Annotated in this window: 18 protein-coding genes; 10 read left to right on the top strand and 8 right to left on the bottom strand. The window is 70.7% G+C overall.

The annotated features are described in order from the left end of the window. Nucleotides 1–7: 7 nt before the first annotated feature. Nucleotides 8–658, bottom strand: coding sequence for a TetR/AcrR family transcriptional regulator (locus V5E28_RS38945; RefSeq protein ID WP_336214693.1), 651 nt, complete (start codon nucleotides 656–658; stop codon nucleotides 8–10). A 70-nt stretch (nucleotides 659–728) separates the two neighbouring features. On the opposite strand from V5E28_RS38945, the gene V5E28_RS38940 reads away from it, so the two are divergent. Continuing rightward, complete coding sequence (locus V5E28_RS38940; RefSeq protein WP_336214648.1) at nucleotides 729–2147, top strand: DHA2 family efflux MFS transporter permease subunit; 1419 nt, start codon at nucleotides 729–731, stop codon at nucleotides 2145–2147. On the opposite strand, the gene V5E28_RS38935 is transcribed toward V5E28_RS38940, so the two are convergent. Both V5E28_RS38935 and V5E28_RS38930 read right to left on the bottom strand, forming a co-directional pair. Then, nucleotides 2117–3988, bottom strand: a complete 1872-nt coding sequence (locus V5E28_RS38935) for an ABC transporter ATP-binding protein (RefSeq protein WP_336214647.1) — start codon at nucleotides 3986–3988, stop codon at nucleotides 2117–2119. The genes V5E28_RS38940 and V5E28_RS38935 overlap by 31 nt on opposite strands. Before the next feature lie 35 nt (nucleotides 3989–4023). Beyond that, a complete protein-coding gene (locus tag V5E28_RS38930) occupies nucleotides 4024–6102 on the bottom strand; it encodes a PhoX family protein (RefSeq protein WP_336214645.1) in 2079 nt (692 codons plus the stop codon). A 115-nt stretch (nucleotides 6103–6217) separates the two neighbouring features. Here V5E28_RS38930 and V5E28_RS38925 point away from each other — a divergent pair, with 115 nt between their 5' ends. Continuing rightward, the gene (locus V5E28_RS38925) at nucleotides 6218–6658 is read left to right on the top strand and encodes a sterol carrier family protein (protein WP_336214643.1); all 441 of its coding nucleotides are present in this window, start codon (nucleotides 6218–6220) and stop codon (nucleotides 6656–6658) included. 4 nt (nucleotides 6659–6662) lie between these two features. Here the strand turns inward: V5E28_RS38925 and V5E28_RS38920 are convergent, their stop codons facing one another. Beyond that, nucleotides 6663–8012 (bottom strand): hypothetical protein, encoded by a 1350-nt coding sequence (locus tag V5E28_RS38920; RefSeq protein ID WP_336214641.1) that lies wholly within the window; start codon nucleotides 8010–8012, stop codon nucleotides 6663–6665. 197 nt (nucleotides 8013–8209) lie between these two features. On the opposite strand from V5E28_RS38920, the gene purF reads away from it, so the two are divergent. Beyond that, a complete protein-coding gene (gene purF, locus V5E28_RS38915) occupies nucleotides 8210–9646 on the top strand; it encodes an amidophosphoribosyltransferase (RefSeq protein WP_336214639.1) in 1437 nt (478 codons plus the stop codon). After that, on the top strand, nucleotides 9643–10668 hold the full coding sequence (gene purM, locus V5E28_RS38910) for a phosphoribosylformylglycinamidine cyclo-ligase (protein WP_336214638.1): 1026 nt from the start codon (nucleotides 9643–9645) through the stop codon (nucleotides 10666–10668). Before purF ends, purM begins: the two co-directional genes overlap by 4 nt. Before the next feature lie 101 nt (nucleotides 10669–10769). Here the strand turns inward: purM and V5E28_RS38905 are convergent, their stop codons facing one another. Both V5E28_RS38905 and V5E28_RS38900 read right to left on the bottom strand, forming a co-directional pair. Continuing rightward, nucleotides 10770–11000: a DUF3073 domain-containing protein gene (locus V5E28_RS38905; protein ID WP_336214636.1), complete on the bottom strand. Its 231-nt coding sequence runs from the start codon at nucleotides 10998–11000 to the stop codon at nucleotides 10770–10772. A gap of 152 nt (nucleotides 11001–11152) precedes the next feature. Next, a complete protein-coding gene (locus tag V5E28_RS38900) occupies nucleotides 11153–12232 on the bottom strand; it encodes a Glu/Leu/Phe/Val family dehydrogenase (protein WP_336214635.1) in 1080 nt (359 codons plus the stop codon). A 107-nt stretch (nucleotides 12233–12339) separates the two neighbouring features. Between V5E28_RS38900 and V5E28_RS38895 the strand changes: the two genes are divergently transcribed. Beyond that, on the top strand, nucleotides 12340–13203 hold the full coding sequence (locus V5E28_RS38895) for a hypothetical protein (protein ID WP_336214634.1): 864 nt from the start codon (nucleotides 12340–12342) through the stop codon (nucleotides 13201–13203). A 322-nt stretch (nucleotides 13204–13525) separates the two neighbouring features. Next, a complete protein-coding gene (gene bldC, locus V5E28_RS38890; protein WP_013133571.1) occupies nucleotides 13526–13729 on the top strand; it encodes a developmental transcriptional regulator BldC in 204 nt (67 codons plus the stop codon). Between the two features lie 130 nt (nucleotides 13730–13859). Here bldC and V5E28_RS38885 read toward each other — a convergent pair whose 3' ends face one another. Further along, entirely contained in the window at nucleotides 13860–14525 is a 666-nt protein-coding gene (locus tag V5E28_RS38885; RefSeq protein WP_336214602.1) for a TetR/AcrR family transcriptional regulator, read from the bottom strand. A gap of 185 nt (nucleotides 14526–14710) precedes the next feature. Between V5E28_RS38885 and V5E28_RS38880 the strand changes: the two genes are divergently transcribed. The 4 genes from V5E28_RS38880 to V5E28_RS38865 all read left to right on the top strand — a co-directional run bounded on the left by V5E28_RS38880 (nucleotide 14711) and on the right by V5E28_RS38865 (nucleotide 18584). After that, nucleotides 14711–15721, top strand: a complete 1011-nt coding sequence (locus tag V5E28_RS38880; RefSeq protein ID WP_336214601.1) for a LacI family DNA-binding transcriptional regulator — start codon at nucleotides 14711–14713, stop codon at nucleotides 15719–15721. A gap of 120 nt (nucleotides 15722–15841) precedes the next feature. Further along, a complete protein-coding gene (locus V5E28_RS38875; RefSeq protein ID WP_049572779.1) occupies nucleotides 15842–16090 on the top strand; it encodes a hypothetical protein in 249 nt (82 codons plus the stop codon). Nucleotides 16091–16155: 65 nt separating this feature from the next. Next, nucleotides 16156–16995, top strand: coding sequence for an N-acetylmuramoyl-L-alanine amidase (locus V5E28_RS38870; protein ID WP_336214597.1), 840 nt, complete (start codon nucleotides 16156–16158; stop codon nucleotides 16993–16995). Next, a complete protein-coding gene (locus tag V5E28_RS38865) occupies nucleotides 16992–18584 on the top strand; it encodes a beta-N-acetylhexosaminidase (protein WP_336214596.1) in 1593 nt (530 codons plus the stop codon). The genes V5E28_RS38870 and V5E28_RS38865 overlap by 4 nt, the downstream gene beginning before the upstream one ends. 106 nt (nucleotides 18585–18690) lie before the next feature. Here V5E28_RS38865 and recD2 read toward each other — a convergent pair whose 3' ends face one another. Then, entirely contained in the window at nucleotides 18691–20853 is a 2163-nt protein-coding gene (gene recD2 / locus V5E28_RS38860) for an SF1B family DNA helicase RecD2 (protein ID WP_336214594.1), read from the bottom strand. Nucleotides 20854–20873: the final 20 nt, after the last annotated feature.

Raw genomic sequence — 20873 nt, 5'->3', positions numbered from 1 at the left:
CAGGACTCTAACGTCTGGCCGCCAGGGCTTCGATGCCCGCGCAGATCAGGTCCACGCCGAAGGTGTCGTAGAGGCCGGGGGTGCCGCTCACCATCGGGCCGGCCATCTCCACCAGGTGCGGATAGCGGCCGGCGGGCAGCGATTCCAGCTCCAGCCGCTTCACCCTGAAGATCTCGGCCACCTCCTCAGCGGTTCGGCCGGGCTGGTAGTGGACCGGCGCGTCGGCGATGGTGATGGCGCTCTGCAGCAGGTATTTGGTGATCAGGCAGCTCTCCTCCACGCTAAAACCGGCCGAGCGGGCCAGCCCGAGCGCCTCGTCCCAGACCGCCAGGAACCTGGGCACCGAGGTCTGGCTCACCTGCTCCAGCACGTTTCTGGCGCACGGGTGGCCGCGCAGCACGCCGATCAGCCCTTCCAGCAGTCCGCGCAGCCGCTGCTGCCACGGCCGGTCGTCGGCGGGCTCGGGCGCGAATCCGGCGATGAGGTGGTCGGCCAGGCCGATCAGCAGCTGTTCCTTGTTCTTGAAGTGCCAGTAGAGGGCCATCGGGGTGACGCCGAGGTCGGTCGCCAGCCGCCTGATGGTCACGGCGTCGAGCCCTTCGGCGTCGCCGATCTCCAGGGCCCGCTCGACGATCGCCGGCGCGGTCAGTTTTCCCATCACGGTTGACAACTATACGTCGTACAAGTTCCACTATACGACGTACAAGTACGACGTATAGGAGGCGTTTGTGGACCGCAAGTGGTGGGCCCTGGGCGCGGTGACGCTCGGCACCTTCATGACCTATCTGGACAACAACGTGGGCAACGTCGCCCTGCCGACGATCCAGCGTGAGCTCGGCCTGACGATCTCCGGCCTGGAGTGGATCGTCAGCAGCTACATCCTGGTGTTCGCCGGGCTCATGCTCGTCGGCGGCAGGCTCGCGGACCTGTTCGGCGCCAGGCGGGTGTTCGTCGCCGGCCTGACCGTCTTCACGCTCGCCTCGCTGGCCGCCGGGCTCGCCACCGGCGGCGGGACGCTGATCGCCGCCCGTGCCGTGCAGGGCGTCGGCGCGGCCCTGCTCACCCCGACCTCGCTGTCACTGCTCACCCAGATCTTCCCCGACCCCGCCGAGCGGGGCAGGGCCGTGGGCATCTGGAGCGTCTCCGGCGCCCTGTCCATGGCGCTCGGCCCGGTCACCGGCGGCTTCATCAGCCAGAACCTGCACTGGGGCTGGATCTACCTGATCAACGTGCCCGTCGGGGCGGCGACGCTCGGCCTCGCGCTGTGGGCTGTGCGGCCGGCCTTCACCCGGGTACGGCACAGCCTCGACCTGCCGGGCCTGGCCGCCTCGGCGATCGCGCTGTTCGCCCTGACCTACGCGCTCATCGAAGGCGAGGCCGCGGGCTGGACCTCGCCTGAGATCCTGGCCGCCTTCGCGCTCTCGCTGGTGTCCGCGGTGGCTTTCGTGCTCATCGAGAGGCGGGCCGCGGAGCCGATGATCGACCTGTCGCTCTTCAGGGCCAGGCAGTTCACCGGCGGCACCATCACCAGCGGCATCTGGTCGTTCGGCGTGTTCGGCATCTACTTCTTCAGCGCGCTCTGGCTGCAGAACGTGCTCGGCTTCAGCCCGACCGAGGCGGGCGCCGCGTTCGTCCCGATGGCGCTGATCATGGCGGTGGTCGCGGTGCTGTCGCAGCGGATCAGCCGGCTGCTCGGCATCGGGCGGACCGTGGCGCTCGGGATGGCGCTCATGGGGGCGGCCATCTTCATGCTCTCCGGCGTGGGCGCGGACGCGGGCTACGGGGACGTGCTGCCCTGGTTCGTGCTGTACGGCCTGGGCGGCGGCATGCTGGTGCCGCTGACCGCGGCCGTGCTCAGCGGGATGCCGGCCGGCCGGTCAGGGGTGGCCTCCGGGGTGCTGAACGTATCCAGGGAGGTTTTCGGGCTGCTCGGCATCACCGTCCTGGGCGCCCTGCTGAGCGCCAGGCAGGCGGCCAGCGACGGCCCGCCGCTGGCCGCCTTCCTCGACGGTTACCAGTTCACCCTGGTGATCGCGGCCGCGGTCGTGCTGGCGGCCATCCCGGTCGCCCTCTACACGCTGCGCCCGCCCCGTAACCCGGAGCAGGAGGAGCGGCCTCAGGCGGCGATGGCCGGGTCGGCGAACTGAGTGCGGTAGAGCTCCTCGTAGCGGCCGCCCGCGGCGAGCAGCTCGGCGTGCGTGCCGCGCTCGGCCACCTGGCCGTCCTCGACGACCAGGATGACGTCGGCGGCGCGGATCGTGGAGAGCCGGTGGGCGATCACCACGGCGGTCCGCCCGTCCAGCGCCTCGGCCAGGGCCTCCTGCACGGCCGCCTCCGAGGTGGAGTCGAGCGCCGCGGTGGCCTCGTCCAGGATCACCACCCTGGGCCTGGCCAGCAGCAGCCTGGCGATGGTCAGCCGCTGGCGCTCGCCGCCCGACAGGCGGTAGCCCCGCTCGCCCACCACGGTGTCGAGCCCGTCGGGCAGCGACTCGATCAGCGTGGCGAGCCTGGCCCGGCGCAGCACGTCCCACAGCTCCGCCTCGCTCGCCTCCGGGCGGGCGAACAGCAGGTTGCCCCTGATCGAGTCGTGGAAGAGGTGGCCGTCCTGGGTGACCATGCCGAGCGTCTCGCGGATGGAGTCGGCGGTCAGGTCGCGCACGTCCACGCCACCGATCCGGACCGCGCCCTCGTCCACGTCGTAGAGCCTCGGCAGGAGCTGCGCGACCGTCGACTTGCCCGCGCCGGAGGAGCCCACCAGGGCCACCATCTGGCCCGGCTCGGCCTTGAAGGAGACGCCGTGCAGCACCTCGACCCCGCCACGGCTGTCCAGCGCGGCCACCTCCTCCAGCGAGGCGAGCGACACCTTGTCCGCCGAGGGGTAGGCGAAGCGCACCTTGTCGAACTCCACCGACACCGGCCCGGCGGGCACCTCGCGCGCGCCCGGCCTGTCCTTGATGAGCGGCTCCAGGTCGAGCACCTCGAAGACCCGCTCGAAGCTGACCAGCGCGCTCATCACGTCCACCCGGGCGCTGGCCAGCGCGGTCAGCGGCGAGTAGAGGCGGGTGATCAGCAGCGCCAGCGCCACCACCGAGCCCGGGTCGAGCTGCTGGCGCAGCGCGAAGAAGCCGCCGAGCCCGTAGACGAGCGCCAGGGCCAGCGCCGACACCAGCGTCAGCGCGGTGACGAAGACGGACTGCGTGAAGGCCGTGCGCACGCCGATGTCACGCACCCGGCTCGCCCTGGCGGCGAAGTCGGCCGATTCCATGGCCGGCCTGCCGAACAGCTTCACCAGCGTCGCGCCCGGCGCCGAGAAGCGCTCGGTCATCTGGGTGCCCATGGTCGCGTTGTGGTCGGCCGCCTCACGTCTGAGCCGGGCGATCCTGACGCCCATCCGGCGGGCGGGCAGCACGAACACCGGCAACAGCAGCAGCGCCAGCAGGGTGATCTGCCAGGAGATCCCGAGCATCACGGTCAGTGCCAGCACCAGTGTCACCACGTTGCCCACCACGCTGGACAGCGTGTCGGTGAAGGCACGCTGCGCGCCGATCACGTCGTTGTTGAGCCGGCTGACCAGCGCGCCGGTGCGCGTCCTGGTGAAGAACGCGATCGGCATGCGCTGCACGTGGTCGAAGACGGCCGTGCGCAGGTCCAGGATCAGCCCCTCGCCCAGACCCGCCGACATCCAGCGGGTCACCAGGCCGAGCCCGGCCTCTGCCACCGCCAGCCCCGCGATCAGGCCGGCCAGGCCCATGACCACGCCCAGCGGCGCGCTCTGCCCGATCGCGTCCAGCACCCTGCCGGCCAGCACCGGTGGAGCCACTGCCAGCGCCGCCATCACCACGCTCAGCGCCAGGAACACCGCGATCCTGCCCCGGTGCGGCCGGGCGAAGCCCCAGACGCGACGGAGCGTCGCCTTCGACACCTGGCGACGCTCCGAGCGGTTGTTCAATGAGTAAAGCTGGTTCCACGCAGTCACTTCCATGCTCATGGCATCGGAGCCTAGGACCTCAAGTTAAGTAGAGGTCAAGCGCCGATCTTCTTGCCCTTGCCGTGCCACACCACCGCGACCGACGGCCGCGGCTGGTCACCGTCAGGCCAGCGGCTGGCCGGCTTGTCCGGGCTCGCCCCGTCGACCTCGCCCGGGTGCTGCACCGCCACGAACACGCTGCGCTGGTCCTCGCTGATCAGCGGTCCACAGGTCTCCGCCCCGACCGGGACCGTGAGGAACTGCCGCACATGACCGCGCTCCCGGCCGCGGACCGGCATCACGAACAGGCCGTCGTGGCTGCCGAGCTGGTTGCCGTCGGTGGAGATCCACAGGTTGCCGTCACGGTCGAAGGCCAGGTTGTCCGGGCAGGAGATCGGCGAGACCTGGGACTTGTCGTAACCGGCGAAGTACGTCGCCGAGTCGTTCGGGTCGCCGCAGACCAGCGGCACCGACCAGGCGAACGTCCTCTCCGCCGCGTCGCCGCGCCGCTCGACCAGCTCCAGCACGTGGCCGTGCTTGTTCGCCGAGCGCGGGTTGGCCTCGTCCGCCTGGGCCGGGGTGCGGTTGGTGTTGTTGGTCAGGGCGACGTAGACGGCGCCGGTCACCGGGTTGCGCTCGACGTCCTCGGGACGGTCCATCTTGGTGGCCGTCACCTTGTCGGCGGCGGTGCGGGTGTAGACCAGCACCTCGGCGGCCGTCATGCCCTCCACGTGCGACCTGTCGCCCGTCACCAGCGGGATCCACTCGCCCGCGCCGTCGAAGGCGCCGTCGGACGGCAGCTTGCCCGACCCGTCGAGCTCCGCGGCCGGACTGTCGCCGGTGAACCTGGCCACGTACAGCGTGCCCTCGTCCAGCAGCGTGCGGTTGTGGCGGTCGTGGCCGCGGATGTAGCGCTCCTTCGAGACGAACTTGTAGACGTACTCGAAGCGGGAGTCGTCACCCATGTAGACCACCAGGCGGCCGTCGCGGGCCAGGGTCGTGGTGGCGGCCTCGTGCTTGAAGCGGCCCAGCGCGGTCCGCTTGACCGGCGTGGAATCCGGGTCGAACGGGTCGATCTCCACGATCCACCCGAACCTGTTGACCTCGTGCGGGTGCTTGGCCAGGTCGAACCGCTCCTCGATCCGGTCGAAGCGGCGGCCGCTCGACGAGACGCCCGACGGGATCGTGTACCTGGCGATGTAGGGCGCCTGCTCCGCGGGCACCTTGTCGCCGTTGACGAAGTACTGGTCGAAGTTCTCCTCCGCCGTCAGCACCGTCCCCCACGGGGTGGTGCCGCCCGCGCAGTTGTTGAGCATGCCGAGCGGCTTCACCCCGGCCGGGTCCGCGGCGGTCTTCAGCAGGTCGCTGCCGGCGGCCGGCCCGGTGAAGCGCATCGGCGTCTGGGCGGTGATGCGCCGGTTGTAGCGGCGGCGCCCGCCGGTCACCAGCTTCCACTGCCCGGTGCCGCGCGCCCGCTCCACCTCCACGACCGAACCGCCGTGCGCGGCCAGCGCGATCTTGATCTGCTCCTCGGTGGCGGCGGCCCCGCCGGTGTAGCCGCGGAACATCAGGCTCTCGTCGGTGTACTCGTGGTTCACCCAGAGCAGGCCCCGGTCGCCGCCCATCGGGAAGAGCGTGACGAAGTCGCAGTTGTAGCCGAACTGCTTGGCCTGAGCGGCCGCGCTCTGGTTGTCGAAGTCGAACGCCGGCGCACCCGGCACCACCGGGTCACCCCAGCGCACCACCACGGACGAGCGGTAACCGTCGGGGACGGTCAGCGCGTCGTCGGTGTTCGGAGGGACGGGCCTGAACGCGATGTCGCCGGCGTGGCCGGAGTGCCTGGCCGCCTCCGCCGCGGGCTCGGCCGGATCGGCGAACGCCGGCGCGGCCCCCGCGACACCGGCCCCGGCGACACCGGCGCCCGCCACCAGCACGCCCAGCGCACCCGCGCGCAGCGCCCCGCGCCGCGACAGCGCCTGCTCTGCCACTTCACCGAAGTACGGGTTGCCGCTCGTGTTGGCCACGTCGTGCGCGCACGCGTTGCCGCAACGGAACTGGCAGGTCATCGCGGAACGGCCACCCTTGTGCGGGGTGGAAAGCAGCGGCAGCAGCCGGCGCGGCGACAGATTCGCCACAGGTCCTCCAAGGTAGTGCGCGGTCTTCCGGCCGGGACACTACGGTCACCACGAAAACCGCAGGTGAACGACACCCTCCGGCACGGTGAACGCTTCCGGAGAGCACAATGGTCCGATGCCACCACGCAAGCTGGATCCGGAGAAGCTGAGAGCGGCCCTCGACGCGCAACTCGTCGCGCTCGACGAGCCGCCCTACGACGGCCCCGCGACCGCGCTGGCCGACGCTCTGGTGGCCGCCGTGCTCACCGCCTACGACCGCGGCCTGAGCCCCGAGCGCGACGCCGCCCGCCAGGCCGTGCGCCACCTGCTCGACCGGCTCACCACCGCCGCGCCGGGCCGGACCGTGGAGGTGCGCGTCCCGCCGTACGCCGCGGTGCAGGCCGTCGCCGGGCCGCGGCACACCCGCGGCACCCCGCCCAACGTGGTCGAGACCGACGCGCGCACCTGGATCGAGCTGGCCGTCGGCCGCCTCACCTGGGCCGACGCCATGGCGAAGGGCGCCGTCTCGGCGAGCGGCGCCCGCGCCGACCTCTCCGAGCACCTACCGCTGCCGTAGGACCCTAGCGAGGGGTGCCCATCCAGGGGACCCGCTCCTCGAAGCAGCGGTCGGCGAGCGCGCCGGGAAGCTGGCCGCACTCCACCATCACGGTGTAGAACCAGATGGCCACGGCGATGAAGAGAATCAGCGCCAGCGCGCTGAAGGCGATCCCGGTGATCGCCCGTCCCTTGCCCGCCCGCTTGACCAGCGCCACGATGCCGAACACGATCGACAGGATCGCGGTGAGCAGACCGGTGAAGCAGACGAAGACCAGAAACGGGCTGGCCACCCCGAGCACCAGCGACGCCGTCGCCAGCCCGTTGCCGGGCTGGGCGGGCGGCCGCCAGTCAGGCGGATACGGGCCTGCCGCACCCGGCGAGTACGGCCCCGCCCCACCCGGCGGCGGCGTGTGGACGGCCCCTCCCGCGGGCGCGCCGTAGACCGGCCCGACTCCCGGCGGCCCGCCGTACGGACTGGAAGGCGAGGTGCCGGGCACCGCGGGCTCCTGCGGCTCCTGCCCGTACGGGCTGGCAGGCGTGCCACCGGGCTCCTGCCCGCCGTAAGGGCCGGAAGGAGACGCCGTGGGCTCCTGGTCGCCGTGCGGGGACACGCCGCCGTCACGCGGCGCGCCCTGACCGCTTTCGGGGAGGCGCTGAGGTGCCGTCCGCTCCTCGTACGGGGTCTCCTCGCCGTGGTCCCTCCGCCCGCCCTCGTACGGGCCGGGCGCGTCCTGTGGCTCGGTGGGCGGGTCGTAGCGGGACGGGGCCGGCGCGCCCGCGGGGCCGGGCTCACCCTCCGTGGCGGCCTCCTCCCAGCCGGGGTAGGGCGGGGTGCCACCGGGCCTCGGGTAGGACTGGGTCTCGCCGGGGCGGTTCAGGTCCCTGGTGTCGAAGACCGCCGTACGCTCGGCGTCCGTCTCCTCAGGAACCTGCGTGGGTTCGGGCGTCTCGGGCGAGGTGGGCAGGTCGGGGTGCCGAGGCTCGCCGGGACCGCCACCGGGCGCGGGACCGGGGCGCGGACCTGGATCGGGCACAGGTCCCGGACCAGGCTCCGGGCCCGGGGCCGGACCGGCTGGTCCGGGGGGCGGTGGCTGGTCGGGAGGCGGCACGACCGGCGGCGCGGGCGTGATGGGCTCCTCGCCCTCACCGGGCTCCTCGGGATCCCGCTCGCCGTCGGAGCCTCTGGAACCCCCGGACGCGGCCTCCCCACCCGGACGCGACTCGTGGGCGGGCGGCTCCTCCGGCGCGCCCTCGGTCCACCAGGCGGGCGTCTCGTCAGTGGCCTCGGAGGAGGCCGGCTCGCGGCCGGGCTCGTCCCGGTCGGGACGGTCCTCGCGCCGAGGATGCTGGTTCGGGTCCCCAGGTGTGGTCACGTCTGCGTCTCCCGATGGGTCTGCATGCCGGATACTTCACCCTTTCGCGGGAGCGGCATCTGTAACCATGCGACACGGTAAGAGCCCGGTCATCCTTGGCCCACCATGCGCCAAACACGCAGGCGGCGGCCGGCGCGTCCGGCCTGATCCCGCCCCTGGTGCGCGAGCACGAGAGTCGCCGACCTAGACTGAAGTACGTGCTGAAGGGCGACGGCCGACTCGGCCATGACCTGGACCCCAATGACCGCGCACCGAAGGACGCATGTGGTGTCTTCGGTGTCTGGGCGCCAGGCGAGGAAGTTTCCAAACTCACCTACTACGGGCTGTACGCGTTGCAGCACCGCGGCCAGGAGTCCGCGGGCATCGCAGTCAGCGAGGGCAGCCGCATCCTCGTCTACAAGGACATGGGCCTGGTGGCCCAGGTCTTCGACGAGTCCGTGCTGGGCACCCTGCGTGGGCACCTGGCGATCGGGCACTGCCGCTACTCCACGACCGGCTCCAGCGTGTGGGAGAACGCTCAGCCGACGCTGAGCTCCACCGACGTCGGCGGGCTGGCGCTGGCCCACAACGGCAACCTGATCAACACCCCGGAGCTGGCCCAGCGCCTGGCGCCGGGCGCCACCCGGGCGACCACCGACACCGAAGTGCTCACCACGCTGCTGGCGCAGGATCGCACCCGTTCCATCGAGGACTCCGCCGCCGAGCTGCTGCCGCAGGTCAAGGGCGCCTACTCGCTGGTGTTCATGGACGAGACGACCCTTTACGCGGCGCGTGACCCGCAGGGCATCCGCCCGCTGGTCCTGGGCCGCCTGGAGCGCGGCTGGGTGGTCGCGTCCGAGACGGCCGCACTCGACATCGTGGGCGCCACGTTCACCCGCGAGATCGAGCCCGGCGAGATGCTGACGATCGACGAGCGCGGCGTCCGGTCGCGCAGGTTCGCGCTGGCCGAGCCGAAGGGCTGCCTGTTCGAGTACGTCTATCTGGCGCGTCCCGACACCACCATCGCCGGCCGTGGCGTGCAGGTCACCCGGGTCGAGGTGGGCCGCGTCCTGGCCCGCGAGCACCCCGTGGAGGCCGACCTGGTCATCCCCACTCCGGAGTCGGGCACGCCGGCCGCCGTCGGCTACGCCCAGGAGAGCGGGATCCCCTACGGCCAGGGTCTGGTGAAGAACTCCTACGTGGGCCGTACGTTCATCCAGCCGTCGCAGACCATCCGCCAGCTGGGCATCCGGCTCAAGCTCAACCCGCTGCGCGAGGTCGTTGAGGGCAAGCGCCTGGTCGTGGTCGACGACTCGATCGTGCGCGGCAACACCCAGCGCGCCATCGTCAAGATGCTGCGCGAGGCCGGCGCGCGGGAGGTTCACGTGCGCATCTCCTCGCCGCCCGTGTCGTGGCCGTGCTTCTACGGCATCGACTTCGCCACCAGGGCCGAGCTCATCGCGGGCTCGCTCTCGGTGGAGGAGATCCGCGCCTCGCTGGGCGCCGACAGCCTCGGCTACATCTCGCTCGAGGGGCTCACCCAGGCCACCACGATCCCCGCGGAGCGCCTGTGCCGAGCCTGCTTCGACGGCTCCTACCCCATCCCGATCGACCAGGACAACGTCGGCAAGTTCGTGTTGGAGAGCAAGGCGTGAGTAGCTACGAGGCCGCCGGGGTCGACATCGAGGCGGGCGAGCGCGCCGTCGAGCTGATGAAGGACAAGGTGGCCCGGTCGCGCCGCCCCGAGGTGGTCGACGACGACAGCGGCTTCGCCGGGCTCTTCGACGCCTCGGCCCTGCTGCGTTTCAGGCGGCCGCTGCTCGCCACCTCCACCGACGGCGTCGGCACCAAGGTGATGCTGGCCCAGCAGTGGGGCAAGCACGACACGATCGGGATCGACCTGGTCGGCATGGTCCTGGACGACCTGGTGGTGTGCGGCGCCGAGCCGCTGTTCATGACCGACTACATCGCCTGCGGCAAGGTGGTCCCGGAGCGGATCGCCGAGATCGTCGGCGGGGTGGCCGAGGGCTGCCGGCTGGCGGGCGCGGCGCTGGTCGGCGGCGAGACGGCCGAGCACCCCGGCGCCATGGGCCCTGACGAGTACGACCTCGCGGGCGCGGGCACCGGTGTCGTGGAGGCCGACCGGATGCTGGGCCCCTCCCGGGTGCGGGAGGGTGACGTGGTGCTGGGGCTGGCGTCGTCGGGGATCCACTCCAACGGCTACTCCCTGGTGCGCCACGTGCTCAAGAACGCCGGGCTCGCCCTGGACACGGTGCTGCCGGAGCTGGGCAGGCCGCTGGGCGAGGAGCTGCTGGAGCCGACGCGCATCTACTCTCTCGACTGCCTGGAGCTGGCCCGTTCCGTCGACGTGCACGCCTACGCGCACATCACCGGCGGCGGAGTCGAGAGCAACCTGTCACGCTCGCTGCCCGGCCACCTCGACGCCCTCCTGGACCGCTCGTCGTGGACTCCGCCCGCCGTGTTCGAGGTGCTGGCCGGCCACGGCGGCATCGTTCAGAGGGACATGGATCGCACCTTCAACCTGGGCGTCGGCATGGCCGCGATCGTCGCGCCCGAGGCTGCCGACGAGTCGATCCGGCTGCTGAAGGGCCGCGGCCTGCCCGCGTGGGTGCTGGGCGAGATCGTCCCCGGCACCGGGCAGGCGAGCTACGGCTGACGAGGGCACGACGAAAGCCCCACGGTTACCCGTGGGGCTTCGCGCACCCTGAACCGATGGACCCGCGCCGGAGCGCGTGCCCAGATCACTCTGAAGAACGGCTATCGACGGCCGGACGTACGGTCTTCGTCGTCGTCTCCGGCGCCGTAGTCCTCGGCGTAATCGGCATAGCGATCCGCCAGCTCGTCGTTGATGTCGTCGGCGTCGTCGTTCTGGCCGGGTTCGCCGACCCCGAGTTCGTCGCGAAGTCGGTCAAGATCTGTGCCACCGCTGTTGTACTTCAGCTGGCGAGCAACCTTGACCTGCTTGGCCTTTGCTCGGCCGCGCCCCATTGGCTCGACCCCCTCGTGTGGGGTCGTCCCCGACCCCTCGTCGCTAACGCACCACACACTGACGCCGCCCTGACTTTGGGCGTCAGCCTATCGTTCGCCTATTACCGTACCTGTTTTGTGCCCAGCTCGGTACGTCGTATGGGCGCGGGGCGTCAGCGGCCCAGCCAAATGCCCCGAATACGCCCGACTTCCGACATTCTGCGCTCGGCCAGCCTATCCGCTGCGACCGCCGGAGGGACGCCCTCGTCAGCGGCGATCCCGAAGATCTTCAGAGTCGTGTCATAGATCTGGGTCGCCTTGGCGCGGGCCCGGTCCATGTTGAAACCCTCGATCTCATCGGCCACCTGGATCACGCCGCCCGAGTTGACCACGTAGTCGGGCGCGTAGAGGATGCCGCGCTCGTCGAGCTGCTTCTCCACGCCGGGATGGGCGAGCTGGTTGTTGGCCGCGCCGCAGACGATCCTGGCTCCCAGCCTCGCCACGGTGGCCTCGTCGAGCGCGCCGCCCAGGGCGCAGGGAGCGAAGATGTCGATGTCGGCACCCGTCATGGTCTGCGCGTCGGCCACCACGTCGACCTCGGGGTGACGCTGCCGCACACGCTCGATCGCCTGCTCGCTGACATCGCAGATCACCACCTCGGCGCCGTCCTCGCGCAGCAGGTCCACCAGGCGGTGGCCGACCTTGCCGACGCCTTCCACGCCCACCCGCCTGCCGTGCAGCGACGGCGTGCCGTAGACCCGCTCGGCCGAGGCGCGCATGCCCTGGAAGACGCCGAACGCGGTGAGGATGGAGGAGTCGCCGGCACCGCCGTGGGCGAGCGTGCGGCCCGTCACGAAGCGCGACTCGCGCGCCACGATGTCCATGTCCTCGCTGTAGGTGCCGACGTCGCAGGCGGTGATGTAACGCCCGCCGAGCGACTGGATGAACCGGCCGTAGGCGCGCAGCAGCGCCTCGTTCTTGTCGCGGCCCGGGTCGCCGATGATGACGGCCTTGCCGCCGCCGTGGTCGAGCCCGGCCAGCGCGTTCTTGTAGGACATGCCCTTGGCCAGGTTGAGCACGTCGGCCAGCGCGGCCTGCTCGCTGGCGTAGGGGTAGAACCTGGTGCCTCCGAGCGCGGGACCAAGTGCGGTGTTGTGGACGGCGATGATGGCACGCAGGCCGCTCTGCTCGTCGGCGCAGAACACGACCTGCTCGTGAACGTCCTTGTGGGACGAACTGAAGACGTCGGTCACGGTAGTGACTCCCTGTCCGGTCCGCCGCACCTTCGCGGCGGAGATCGCCTCCCAGCGTAGTAGGCACGACGATGCGAGCAGGTTGGCCTTCATGACACGATGCCTGCGTGCTGCCCTATGCCGCCTACCTCCGTGTCTATGAGCCGCTGACCGCGTTCGCCGAAGTTGAGCGCAAGGTCTGGGCCGACTACGCCGACTCCCGCGACCGTCCACGGCGTGCCAACGCCCTTCAGGCCGAGCACGGCGAGTCGCTCAGGCGCCTGCTCGGCATGCCCCCAGAGCCCGTTCCGTCGCAGGAGAGCCCCAACGCCTACCTGCGGCGCGTCGAGGACCGACTGTACGTTTGCCCGTGGCAGACGCGGTTGCGCTCCTGGCTGGCGTTCTCAAGGCTGCGCGGCAGCACTCCTGTGAAGCTGATGGACCGTTTCGTCCCCAAGGCGATCGCCGACCAGACGGCCGACGACTTCGACCGCTACAAGCGCGGGGGCGACTCCTCGGCCCTGCGCACCCACATCCGCACCACGGCGTGGCACGTGCCGCCCTCGTGGTTCGTACCGTTTGATGGGAACGAGCGCTGGCTGGTGCTCGGCTCTTCCACACCCGGGCAGGACGTGACCACCGCTACCGGACGCAATCTCATCTACGTCACCTCCATGGCGCAGGCCAGGCGGCGGGCGGCGCGGGCACTACAGGTGCTGCGCCGGCACCTGGGGGACGTCTCGGCCAACTTCGACGTGGAGGACGTGGCGCGCTGGCTGGAGGAGTTTCACCCGCACTCGCTGGTCGAGCTCGACTACGGCGGCCTGGTGCACCTCATGGACGACGACGCCTTGCAGGCCGACCAGTCCGTGGCGGAGCTTTCCGCGGCCCTGACGGGACTGGACACGGGTCAAGAAGAACTTGCCTACGCCATGTATCAGAGGGTCATCCTTCGCTGGAAGTCAATGCAACTCCTGGAATCTGCCAACTGAACCCCAATACGACCGTCTGACCTGCATGAGTAGGTCACGACTCGCGGCTGCTGTCTTCTGCGAACTGAGTAGTTTGCCGTTTTCACTGCGATACCACGAAACGTGTCGCTAGAATCACCGAGCGTGACATCGCCATGGGGGCGGGCAGTTGGGTCAAAGAAGGGCTCGCCAATCGCTCTGCGTGGCTGTATGGTCACATCGGGTGATGCCGCATATGGCTCAGAAAAGCCGCACGCTCTGGGCCATAGGGGGACATCCGTGACACGCGCAAAGGCAGTCACAGGATCGCGAAGCCGGTCCACACGGAGGAGAGGCCGCACAAATGTCAGCTCGTACACCCGAGGCCGAGCCACTGCTCACGCCCGCTGAGGTCGCGACCATGTTCAGGGTCGACCCCAAGACCGTTACCCGGTGGGCCAAGGCGGGCAAGTTGACGTCGATTCGTACCCTCGGCGGTCACCGGCGTTACCGGGAGACCGAGGTCCGCGCACTGCTCGCGGGGATTCCGCAGCAGCGCTCGGAGTAGTGCCAGGGTCGTCACGAACCTCAGGGGGGTTGAACGGTGGGCCAGGTCGGCGTGACCCGGTCCACCCCTGTGACGACTCAACGTCGCAAGGGGAGTTGGCGCCGCCCGCCCGGCGCCATTCTCCTGGGAGCTACGACAGCTGCTCGCGGGTCAGCAGCCCGAGCAGCCGGTTGACGTCGGCGTCGTAGCCCGCCGCCACACCCAGCAGTGCGACCATCTGGTCGACCAGCATCTTCTCTAGCGTCGCCCGCTCGACGTCGCGATGCTCCAGCCAGTCCAGCCCGGCCGTCTCCACCGAGGCGATCCACGACCTCAGCGTCGTGCGCAGCACCGGGCTCGGATCCTCGACGCGCATCTGCCTCTGGATGAGCCTGAACAGCCGCTGGCGCACGCCGTCGACGATCTCGCCGATCTCGCCCGCCCGGTTGGCCGGACCGCCGCGCAGCAGCGCCGCGAAGCCCGCCGCGTGCTCTTCCACGAAGTCGAAGTAGCGCTTGAGCCCGGAGGCGAGCTCGTCCAGCGGCCTGCCGCCGTCATGCGGGCGCAGCCGCGCTTCCAGCTGCTCCGCCGCACTCCTCAGCGCGGCCACGTAGAGCTCCTGCTTGCCACCGAAGTAGTGATAGACGAGAGCCCGCGAGGCCCCCGCAGCCGAAGCCACGTCGTCGATCGAGACGTCCTCGGCGTCGCGCGTGCTGAACAACTCCAGTGCCGCCGCCATCAGCTCCTCACGCCTGCGGTCCACGCTGAGCCTGCGACGTGCCGGCCGCGCTGTCCCGGCCGGCTTACCGGTGGTCACACCTGCACAGTATCCGACGCCGTGCCCAATAACCGGCCTGTGGCGATCAGGTGCATACCAGGCTTCCCTTACCTGAAGCCGTACCCTGCGGCGAACTCGATCGTTTGGTGAGACAGGTGCCCAACTTCGCATCGCGGGGGAGACACATGTCAGGACCGCCCGTCAAGACTTCAACCATCACCAAGTTGAGAGAGGTAGATACGCTGCCTCGGCCAAGGCCCACCATCCGCAACGTCGCCGAACGAGCCGGCGTCTCCAAATCGCTGGTCTCACTCGTGCTGCGCGGATCCCCGCACGTGAGCGAGCATCGGCGCCAAGCCGTGCTGCAGGCGGCCCGCGAACTCGGTTACCGGCCGAACGCGGTGGCGCGCAGCCTGGTCGAAGGCCGCACCCACCTCGTCGGCGCGCTCGTCGCCGACCTGCACAACCCCTTCTACGCGGAGTTCCTCGACGGGCTGCAGGAGAGCCTGCACGGCGACGGCCTGCGCATGCTGATCGGGAACAGCCAGTGGGACCCCGCCTTCGAGGACGAGGCCGTGGAGGCCTTCCTCGAACTCAGGGTCGACGGGCTGGTCCTGTTAGGCATCGCGCCGACCAGCGAGACCCTCATCGAGGCCACCGCATACACCCCGACGGTCGTCGTCGGGGAACGTGACATCGAGCTGGACAGCGTGGACATCGTCGTCGACGACGACCGGCTCGGCGCCCGCCTGGCCATCGACCACCTGGTCGAGTCCGGCCACAAGCGCATCGCGCACATCGAGGGCCCGCGCCCCTCCCGCTGCGAGGGCTATCTCGTGGCCATGCGCAGGCATTCGCTCGCGCCCTACATCATGGTCGAGGCCGCGGACTCGACCGAGGACGGCGGCAGGAGTGCGGCACTCGCCCTGCTGACCCGCGACCCCAGGCCCACGGCGATCTTCGCCGCCAATGACGTGGTAGCGCTCGGCGTGCTCTCCGCCGCCGACGAGCTGGGCCTGCGAGTGCCTGAAGACCTTTCGGTGGTCGGCTACGACAACACGCACCTGTCGGCCGCCGGCCGCATCTCCCTGACCTCCGTCGACCAGCCGCGCCGGGCCATGGGCAGGGCGGCGGCCGCGCTGCTGAGCGACCGGATCACCAACCCGGCCACCTCCGCCCGGCTGCGCGAGATAACCCCCGAGCTGATCGTGCGCCGCAGCACGGGATCCGCCTAAGAGCGGGCCAAGGCTGGGTCAACATGCTTCGCGACACCGACGCACGGCGGTTAACTCGCCAGGGTCATGCTAATTGTGGCCGGATTCGGTCCGGTCACGATCTGATCCGGGGGGACAGTCATGCGTGATCCAGAACTGGTGTCCTGCGCCCAGCGCGCCGCGGCCGAGCTCGAACGCGCCTGGGCGCAGTGGAGGGCCGGGCGAGGGAGGGGAACCGATGTCGGGGCGGAGTCCGTCGCCAGCTACGTCGCCCACTCCCTCGACCACCCGTGGGGCCGCCCGCGCGTCGTCCTCGGCCTTGACGCCGAGGACGCGCGGGAGCTGGCCGCCCTGCTGCAGCGGCAGGAGGTCGGCGAACACGTCTGGTGAGTCCGGTCGGCGCGTTTGACGGAGTCCGGCAACCCGGGCGCCGGGCTTGACGTAAGTTGGAGCCCATGCGTGCTCTAGCAGCCTCCGTCCTCGCCGTATGCGGCCTGATCACCTCCGCGTGCGGCGGCGCCGTCTCCGGCGGGCCCGCTGCAGGTCAGGCCGCCGAGCAGGCCGCGAGGCCCCAGGCCGACGGCACCGGCGCGCCGTCGGCGCCCGCGCCGGCCGGCAGGGCGCCCGCGGCCAAGCCGCTCAGCGGCAAGCTGGTGGTCGTCGATCCCGGCCACAACGGCGGCAACTTCCGCGCCCCGAAGGCCATCAACCGCAAGGTGAACGTGCTGACGCAGTGGAAGGCCTGCGACACCACCGGCACCGCGACCGCCGGCGGCTACTCCGAGGCGGCCTTCACCTGGGACGTCTCCACCCGGCTCGTCAAGATCCTCAGGAGCCGGGGCGCCCAGGTCAAGCTGACCAGGCAGAACAACACCGGCGTGGGGCCGTGCATCACCGAGCGGGCCGCCATCGGCAACCGCAGCAAGGCCGACGCCGCGATCTCGGTCCACGCCGACGGCTCCGCGACCCGCAACCGCGGCTTCCACGTCATCATGCCGAAGAAGATCAACGGCCCGGTGGACCCGGTCGTGGGCGCCTCGTCCAGGCTCGGGGTGGCCGTGCGCGACGCCTTCCGCAAGGGCACCGGCCTGCCCTACTCCACCTACATCGGCTCGAAGGCCCTCGACTACCGCAATGACCTCGGCGGCCTGAACCTCTCGACCGTGCCGAAGATCTTCGTCGAGACCGGCAACATGAAGAACCCGGCCGAAGCGGCCAAGTTCCAGGATCCGCGGTTCCGCCAGAAGATCGCACTGGCCTTGGCGAACGGATTGCAGCACTATCTCGAACCATGATTCCTCGCCCGAAGCTGCTCAATCCCCTCTCCGGTTCCTATGACCTGTCCGCAGGCGCCGCCATCTCCGGGCCGGCCGATCTGATCGACCCGATCCGCACCGCGCTGCCCCTGCTCGACCTGCGGCCCGGCGACGACGGCGCGATCGACGTCCGGCACGAGGCGGCGCTCGGCGCCGAGGGCTACCGGCTGACCGCGGGCTCGCGAGGGATCGAGATCACCGCGGGCGGCCCGGCGGGCGCCTTCTACGCCGCCCAGTCGGTGCACCAGCTCCTGCCCGACGCCTCCTACCGCGTCACCGCGCAGGGCTCGTGGACCGTGCCCGGCGTCCGGATCGAGGACTCACCTCGATTCCCGTGGCGCGGCCTGCACCTCGACGTGGCCAGGCACTTCTTCCCCAAGCGGGAGATCATGCGGCTGGTCGACCTGATGGCCGTGCACAAGCTCAACCATCTCCACCTGCACCTGGCCGACGACCAGGGCTGGCGGGTGGAGAGCGAGGCCTATCCGCTGCTGCACGAGATCTCCTCGCACCGGCCGCGCACCGCCACCCACTACTACCGCGAGCCGGAGGCCTACGACGGCATCCCGCACGGCGGCTACTACACCCTCGCCGACCTGGCCGAACTCGCCGCCTACGCCCGTGCCCGCGCCGTCACGATCGTCCCCGAGATCGACGTGCCCGGCCACGCCTCGGCGATCCTGGCCGCCTACCCCTCGTTCGGGGCCACGGGCGAGGAGCACGACGTCATGGACCGCTGGGGCATCTCCCCCGCCATCCTGTCGCCGCTGCCGCCCACGATCGAGTTCCTCACCACGATCTTCGACGAGCTCCTGTCCGCCCTCGGCGACACCCCCTACGTCCACATCGGCGGCGACGAGGTCGTCCTGGACCACTGGACGGCCTCCCCCGAGATCGTCGCCTACCGCGAGTCCCTCGGCCTGGCCACGTCCAACGACCTGCAGGCGTGGTTCCTGCGGCAGCTCGCCGACGCGCTGGCGGAGCGGGGCTCGCGCGCGGTGGTCTGGGACGAGGCGTTCGTCAGCGGCGGCCTGCGGCATGACACCGTCGTCATGCCGTGGCGCGGCATGAACGTCGGGCGCCGCGCCGCCGCCGCAGGCCACGACGTGGTCGCCACCCCCGTCTTCCCCCTCTACTTCGACTACGCCGAGGCCGCCTCCGCCGACGAGCCGCTGGCGATCGGTGAGAGCGTCACCGTCGCGGACGTGGCCGCCTTCGATCCCGCCCCCGCTGACTGGACCGCCGACGAGCGGGCCCGCGTCCTGGGCGCGCAGGCCCAGCTCTGGACCGAACGCGTGCCCGACGCCCGTACCGTGGACTACCGGCTGTGGCCGCGCGCCTGCGCGGTCGCCGAGATCGGCTGGGGACCGAACGCGGACTTCGCCGGGCGGCTCGAGTCGCACCTGGGGCGGCTGGACGCGCTCGGCGTCGAATACAGGCCCCTGGCCGGCCCTCGTCCCTGGCAGCGCCGCCGGCCCCACCGGCCGGGCGTGGTCGAGGTGACCGCGGTGATGTCCCGCATCGACGCCATGACCCACGACGCCGAATCGACTCGCCCGAGCACCTGACTTCCGCGCGGCGCGCCTTTCCGCCGGCGGGGTTTCTGCCTTCTGGTTTGCGGCACGGCCGACACCGCATGGGGTAGGCCGTCGTAACCGCGCCCGCCTTTGACGCTCATGGGGTCAATAGTGAGAGGCGTTGGGCGAGGGCGGTGTTCCTTCTGTCGCCCAGGCGGTGTACGGCCAGCTCAAGGGCGTCTCTCTGGCCTACGAGGACCACCCAGGATTTCGCTCTGGTGATGAGGGTGTAGAGGAGGCGGCGGCGGAGCATGATGCCGCCGGATTCGGCGACTATGGGAGCGACGACGAAGGGGTATTCGCTGCCCTGGGAGCGGTGGACGCTTATCGCGTAGGCGTGAGTGAGTTCGTCCAGCTCGTCGAAGGCGTACTCGACTGTCTGGATGTCGTCCGTTGTGATGTCTATCTGTCTGTCTCTCGGGTTGATCGCGGTGACGGTGGCTATCTCTCCGTTGAAGATGCCTTTTTCGTAGTTGTTGCGGATGGACATGACCCTGTCGCCCACTCTGAAGACCGTGGAGCCGTACCAGTGCTCGTCCACGTCGTCCCTGGGTGGGTTGAGGCGCTCCTGGAGCCGGCGGCCGAGCTCGACGGTGCCCGTCGCGCCCTTGCGCATCGGGCAGAGGACCTGGACCTGGTCGGGGCGGATGCCCTGTTTTCTGGGGATGGCCTCCGTCGCCAGGTGGATCACCCGCTCGGCCACGAGGGACGCCTCGTCCAGCTCTTCGAACCAGAAGCCGCCGCCGCCCGGCAGGGGTGGCAGCTCGCCGGTGCGGATGTGGTGGGCGGCCTGGACGATGCCGCTGTCCTGCGCCTGGCGGAAGATGTGGGTCAGCCGGACGCGGGGGATCTCCGCCACGTTCAGCACGTCGGCCAGCACCCTGCCGGGCCCGATGCTGGGGAGCTGGTCGCTGTCGCCGACCAGCAGCAGGTGGCTGCCAGAGGGGATGGCGGCCGTCAGCCGGGTGGCCAGTTGCAGGTCCAGCATGGACGCCTCGTCCACCACGATGAGGTCCGCCTCGGCGGGGTGCTCCTGGAACAGCATGCCGTCTTCAGGCTCCGCCTGGTGGGCGAGCATCCGGTGGACGGTCATCGCGGGCAGGCCGGTGAGCTCCGAGAGGCGTTTGGCGGCCTTGCCCGTCGGCGCGGTCAGCGTCACCCTGCAGCCCATCGCCCGCACGGTGGCCGCGATCGCCGCGACGGTGTGGCTCTTGCCGCAGCCCGGGCCGCCGGTCAGGACGGACACGGTGCTGGTCAGCACCAGGTTGACGGCGGCCCGCTGGTCCTCGTGCAGCCGCTGGTCCTCCTTGAAGGGGCGCAGCCGCATCGTCGAGCGCGCCTGGCAGAGCCTGGCCAGGTGTGCGGCCAGCGCCAGCTCGCGGCTGTGCTCCTGCTTGCCGTAGACGACCACCTGGCTCGCGTCGGTCATCGACGCCTCGACGACCACCCTGCGCTCGGCGTGAAGCGCGTCGACCGCCCGCCGGATCGGCTCCTCGTCCTGCTCGACCAGGGCGGACACCTGGGCGAGCAGAGCGCGCAGCGCCAGGAAGCAGTGCCCGCCGCCGGCCGCCGCCGTCTCCAGGCGGTCCACCACCGCCGCCTTGATCCGCTGCGGGCTGCTCGCCGGCACTCCGGAGCGCAGCGCGATCCGGTCGGCGGTGTGGAAGGCGATTCCCCGCACCCTACCCACCAGCTGGTAGGGGTCGCTGGTCAGGACACGCAGCGCGTCGTTGCCGTAGGACTGGTAGATCTTGGCCGCGAGCAGGGGGCTGACCCCGAACCCCTGCAGGGCGACCATGAGCTCGGCCACCGCCTTCTGCTCGGCCCACGCCTCGACGATCTGCGCCTGCCTGACGGCGCCGATGTTGACGACCTCGCGCAGCCGCTCCGGCTCGGCGTCGATGACCTTCAGCGTCTGCTCGCCGAAGTGGCTGACGATGGCGTGGGCCAGCCGGGGCCCCACTCCCCGGATCAGCCCCGACCCCAGATAGAGGGTGATGGCGCGGACGGTGGACGGCGCCACCCGCTCGCACCGCTTGACCAGCAGCCGGCCGCCGAAGCGCGGGTGCTCTCCCCACTCGCCGGCCAGCAGGAGCCGCTCCCCCGGCTGCACCCCGGCCAGCGCCCGCCCCGAGGCGACGAAGGCGCCCGCGTCGTCGGAGCTCATGCGTGCGACGGTGTAGTCGTCCTCGCCGATGTGCACGAGCTGCTCGACGGAGGCCTCCACCTCCGCCGGCTCCGATCTCGCGAGCGTGGTCACCCTGAACTCCTCGCCGTCAC

The sequence above is a fragment of the Nonomuraea sp. LPB2021202275-12-8 genome (genome assembly GCF_037044575.1).
Lineage (GTDB): Bacteria > Actinomycetota > Actinomycetes > Streptosporangiales > Streptosporangiaceae > Nonomuraea.
Note: the sequence above shows the minus strand (reverse complement) of the source record. Positions and strands in the feature narration are given on the sequence as shown.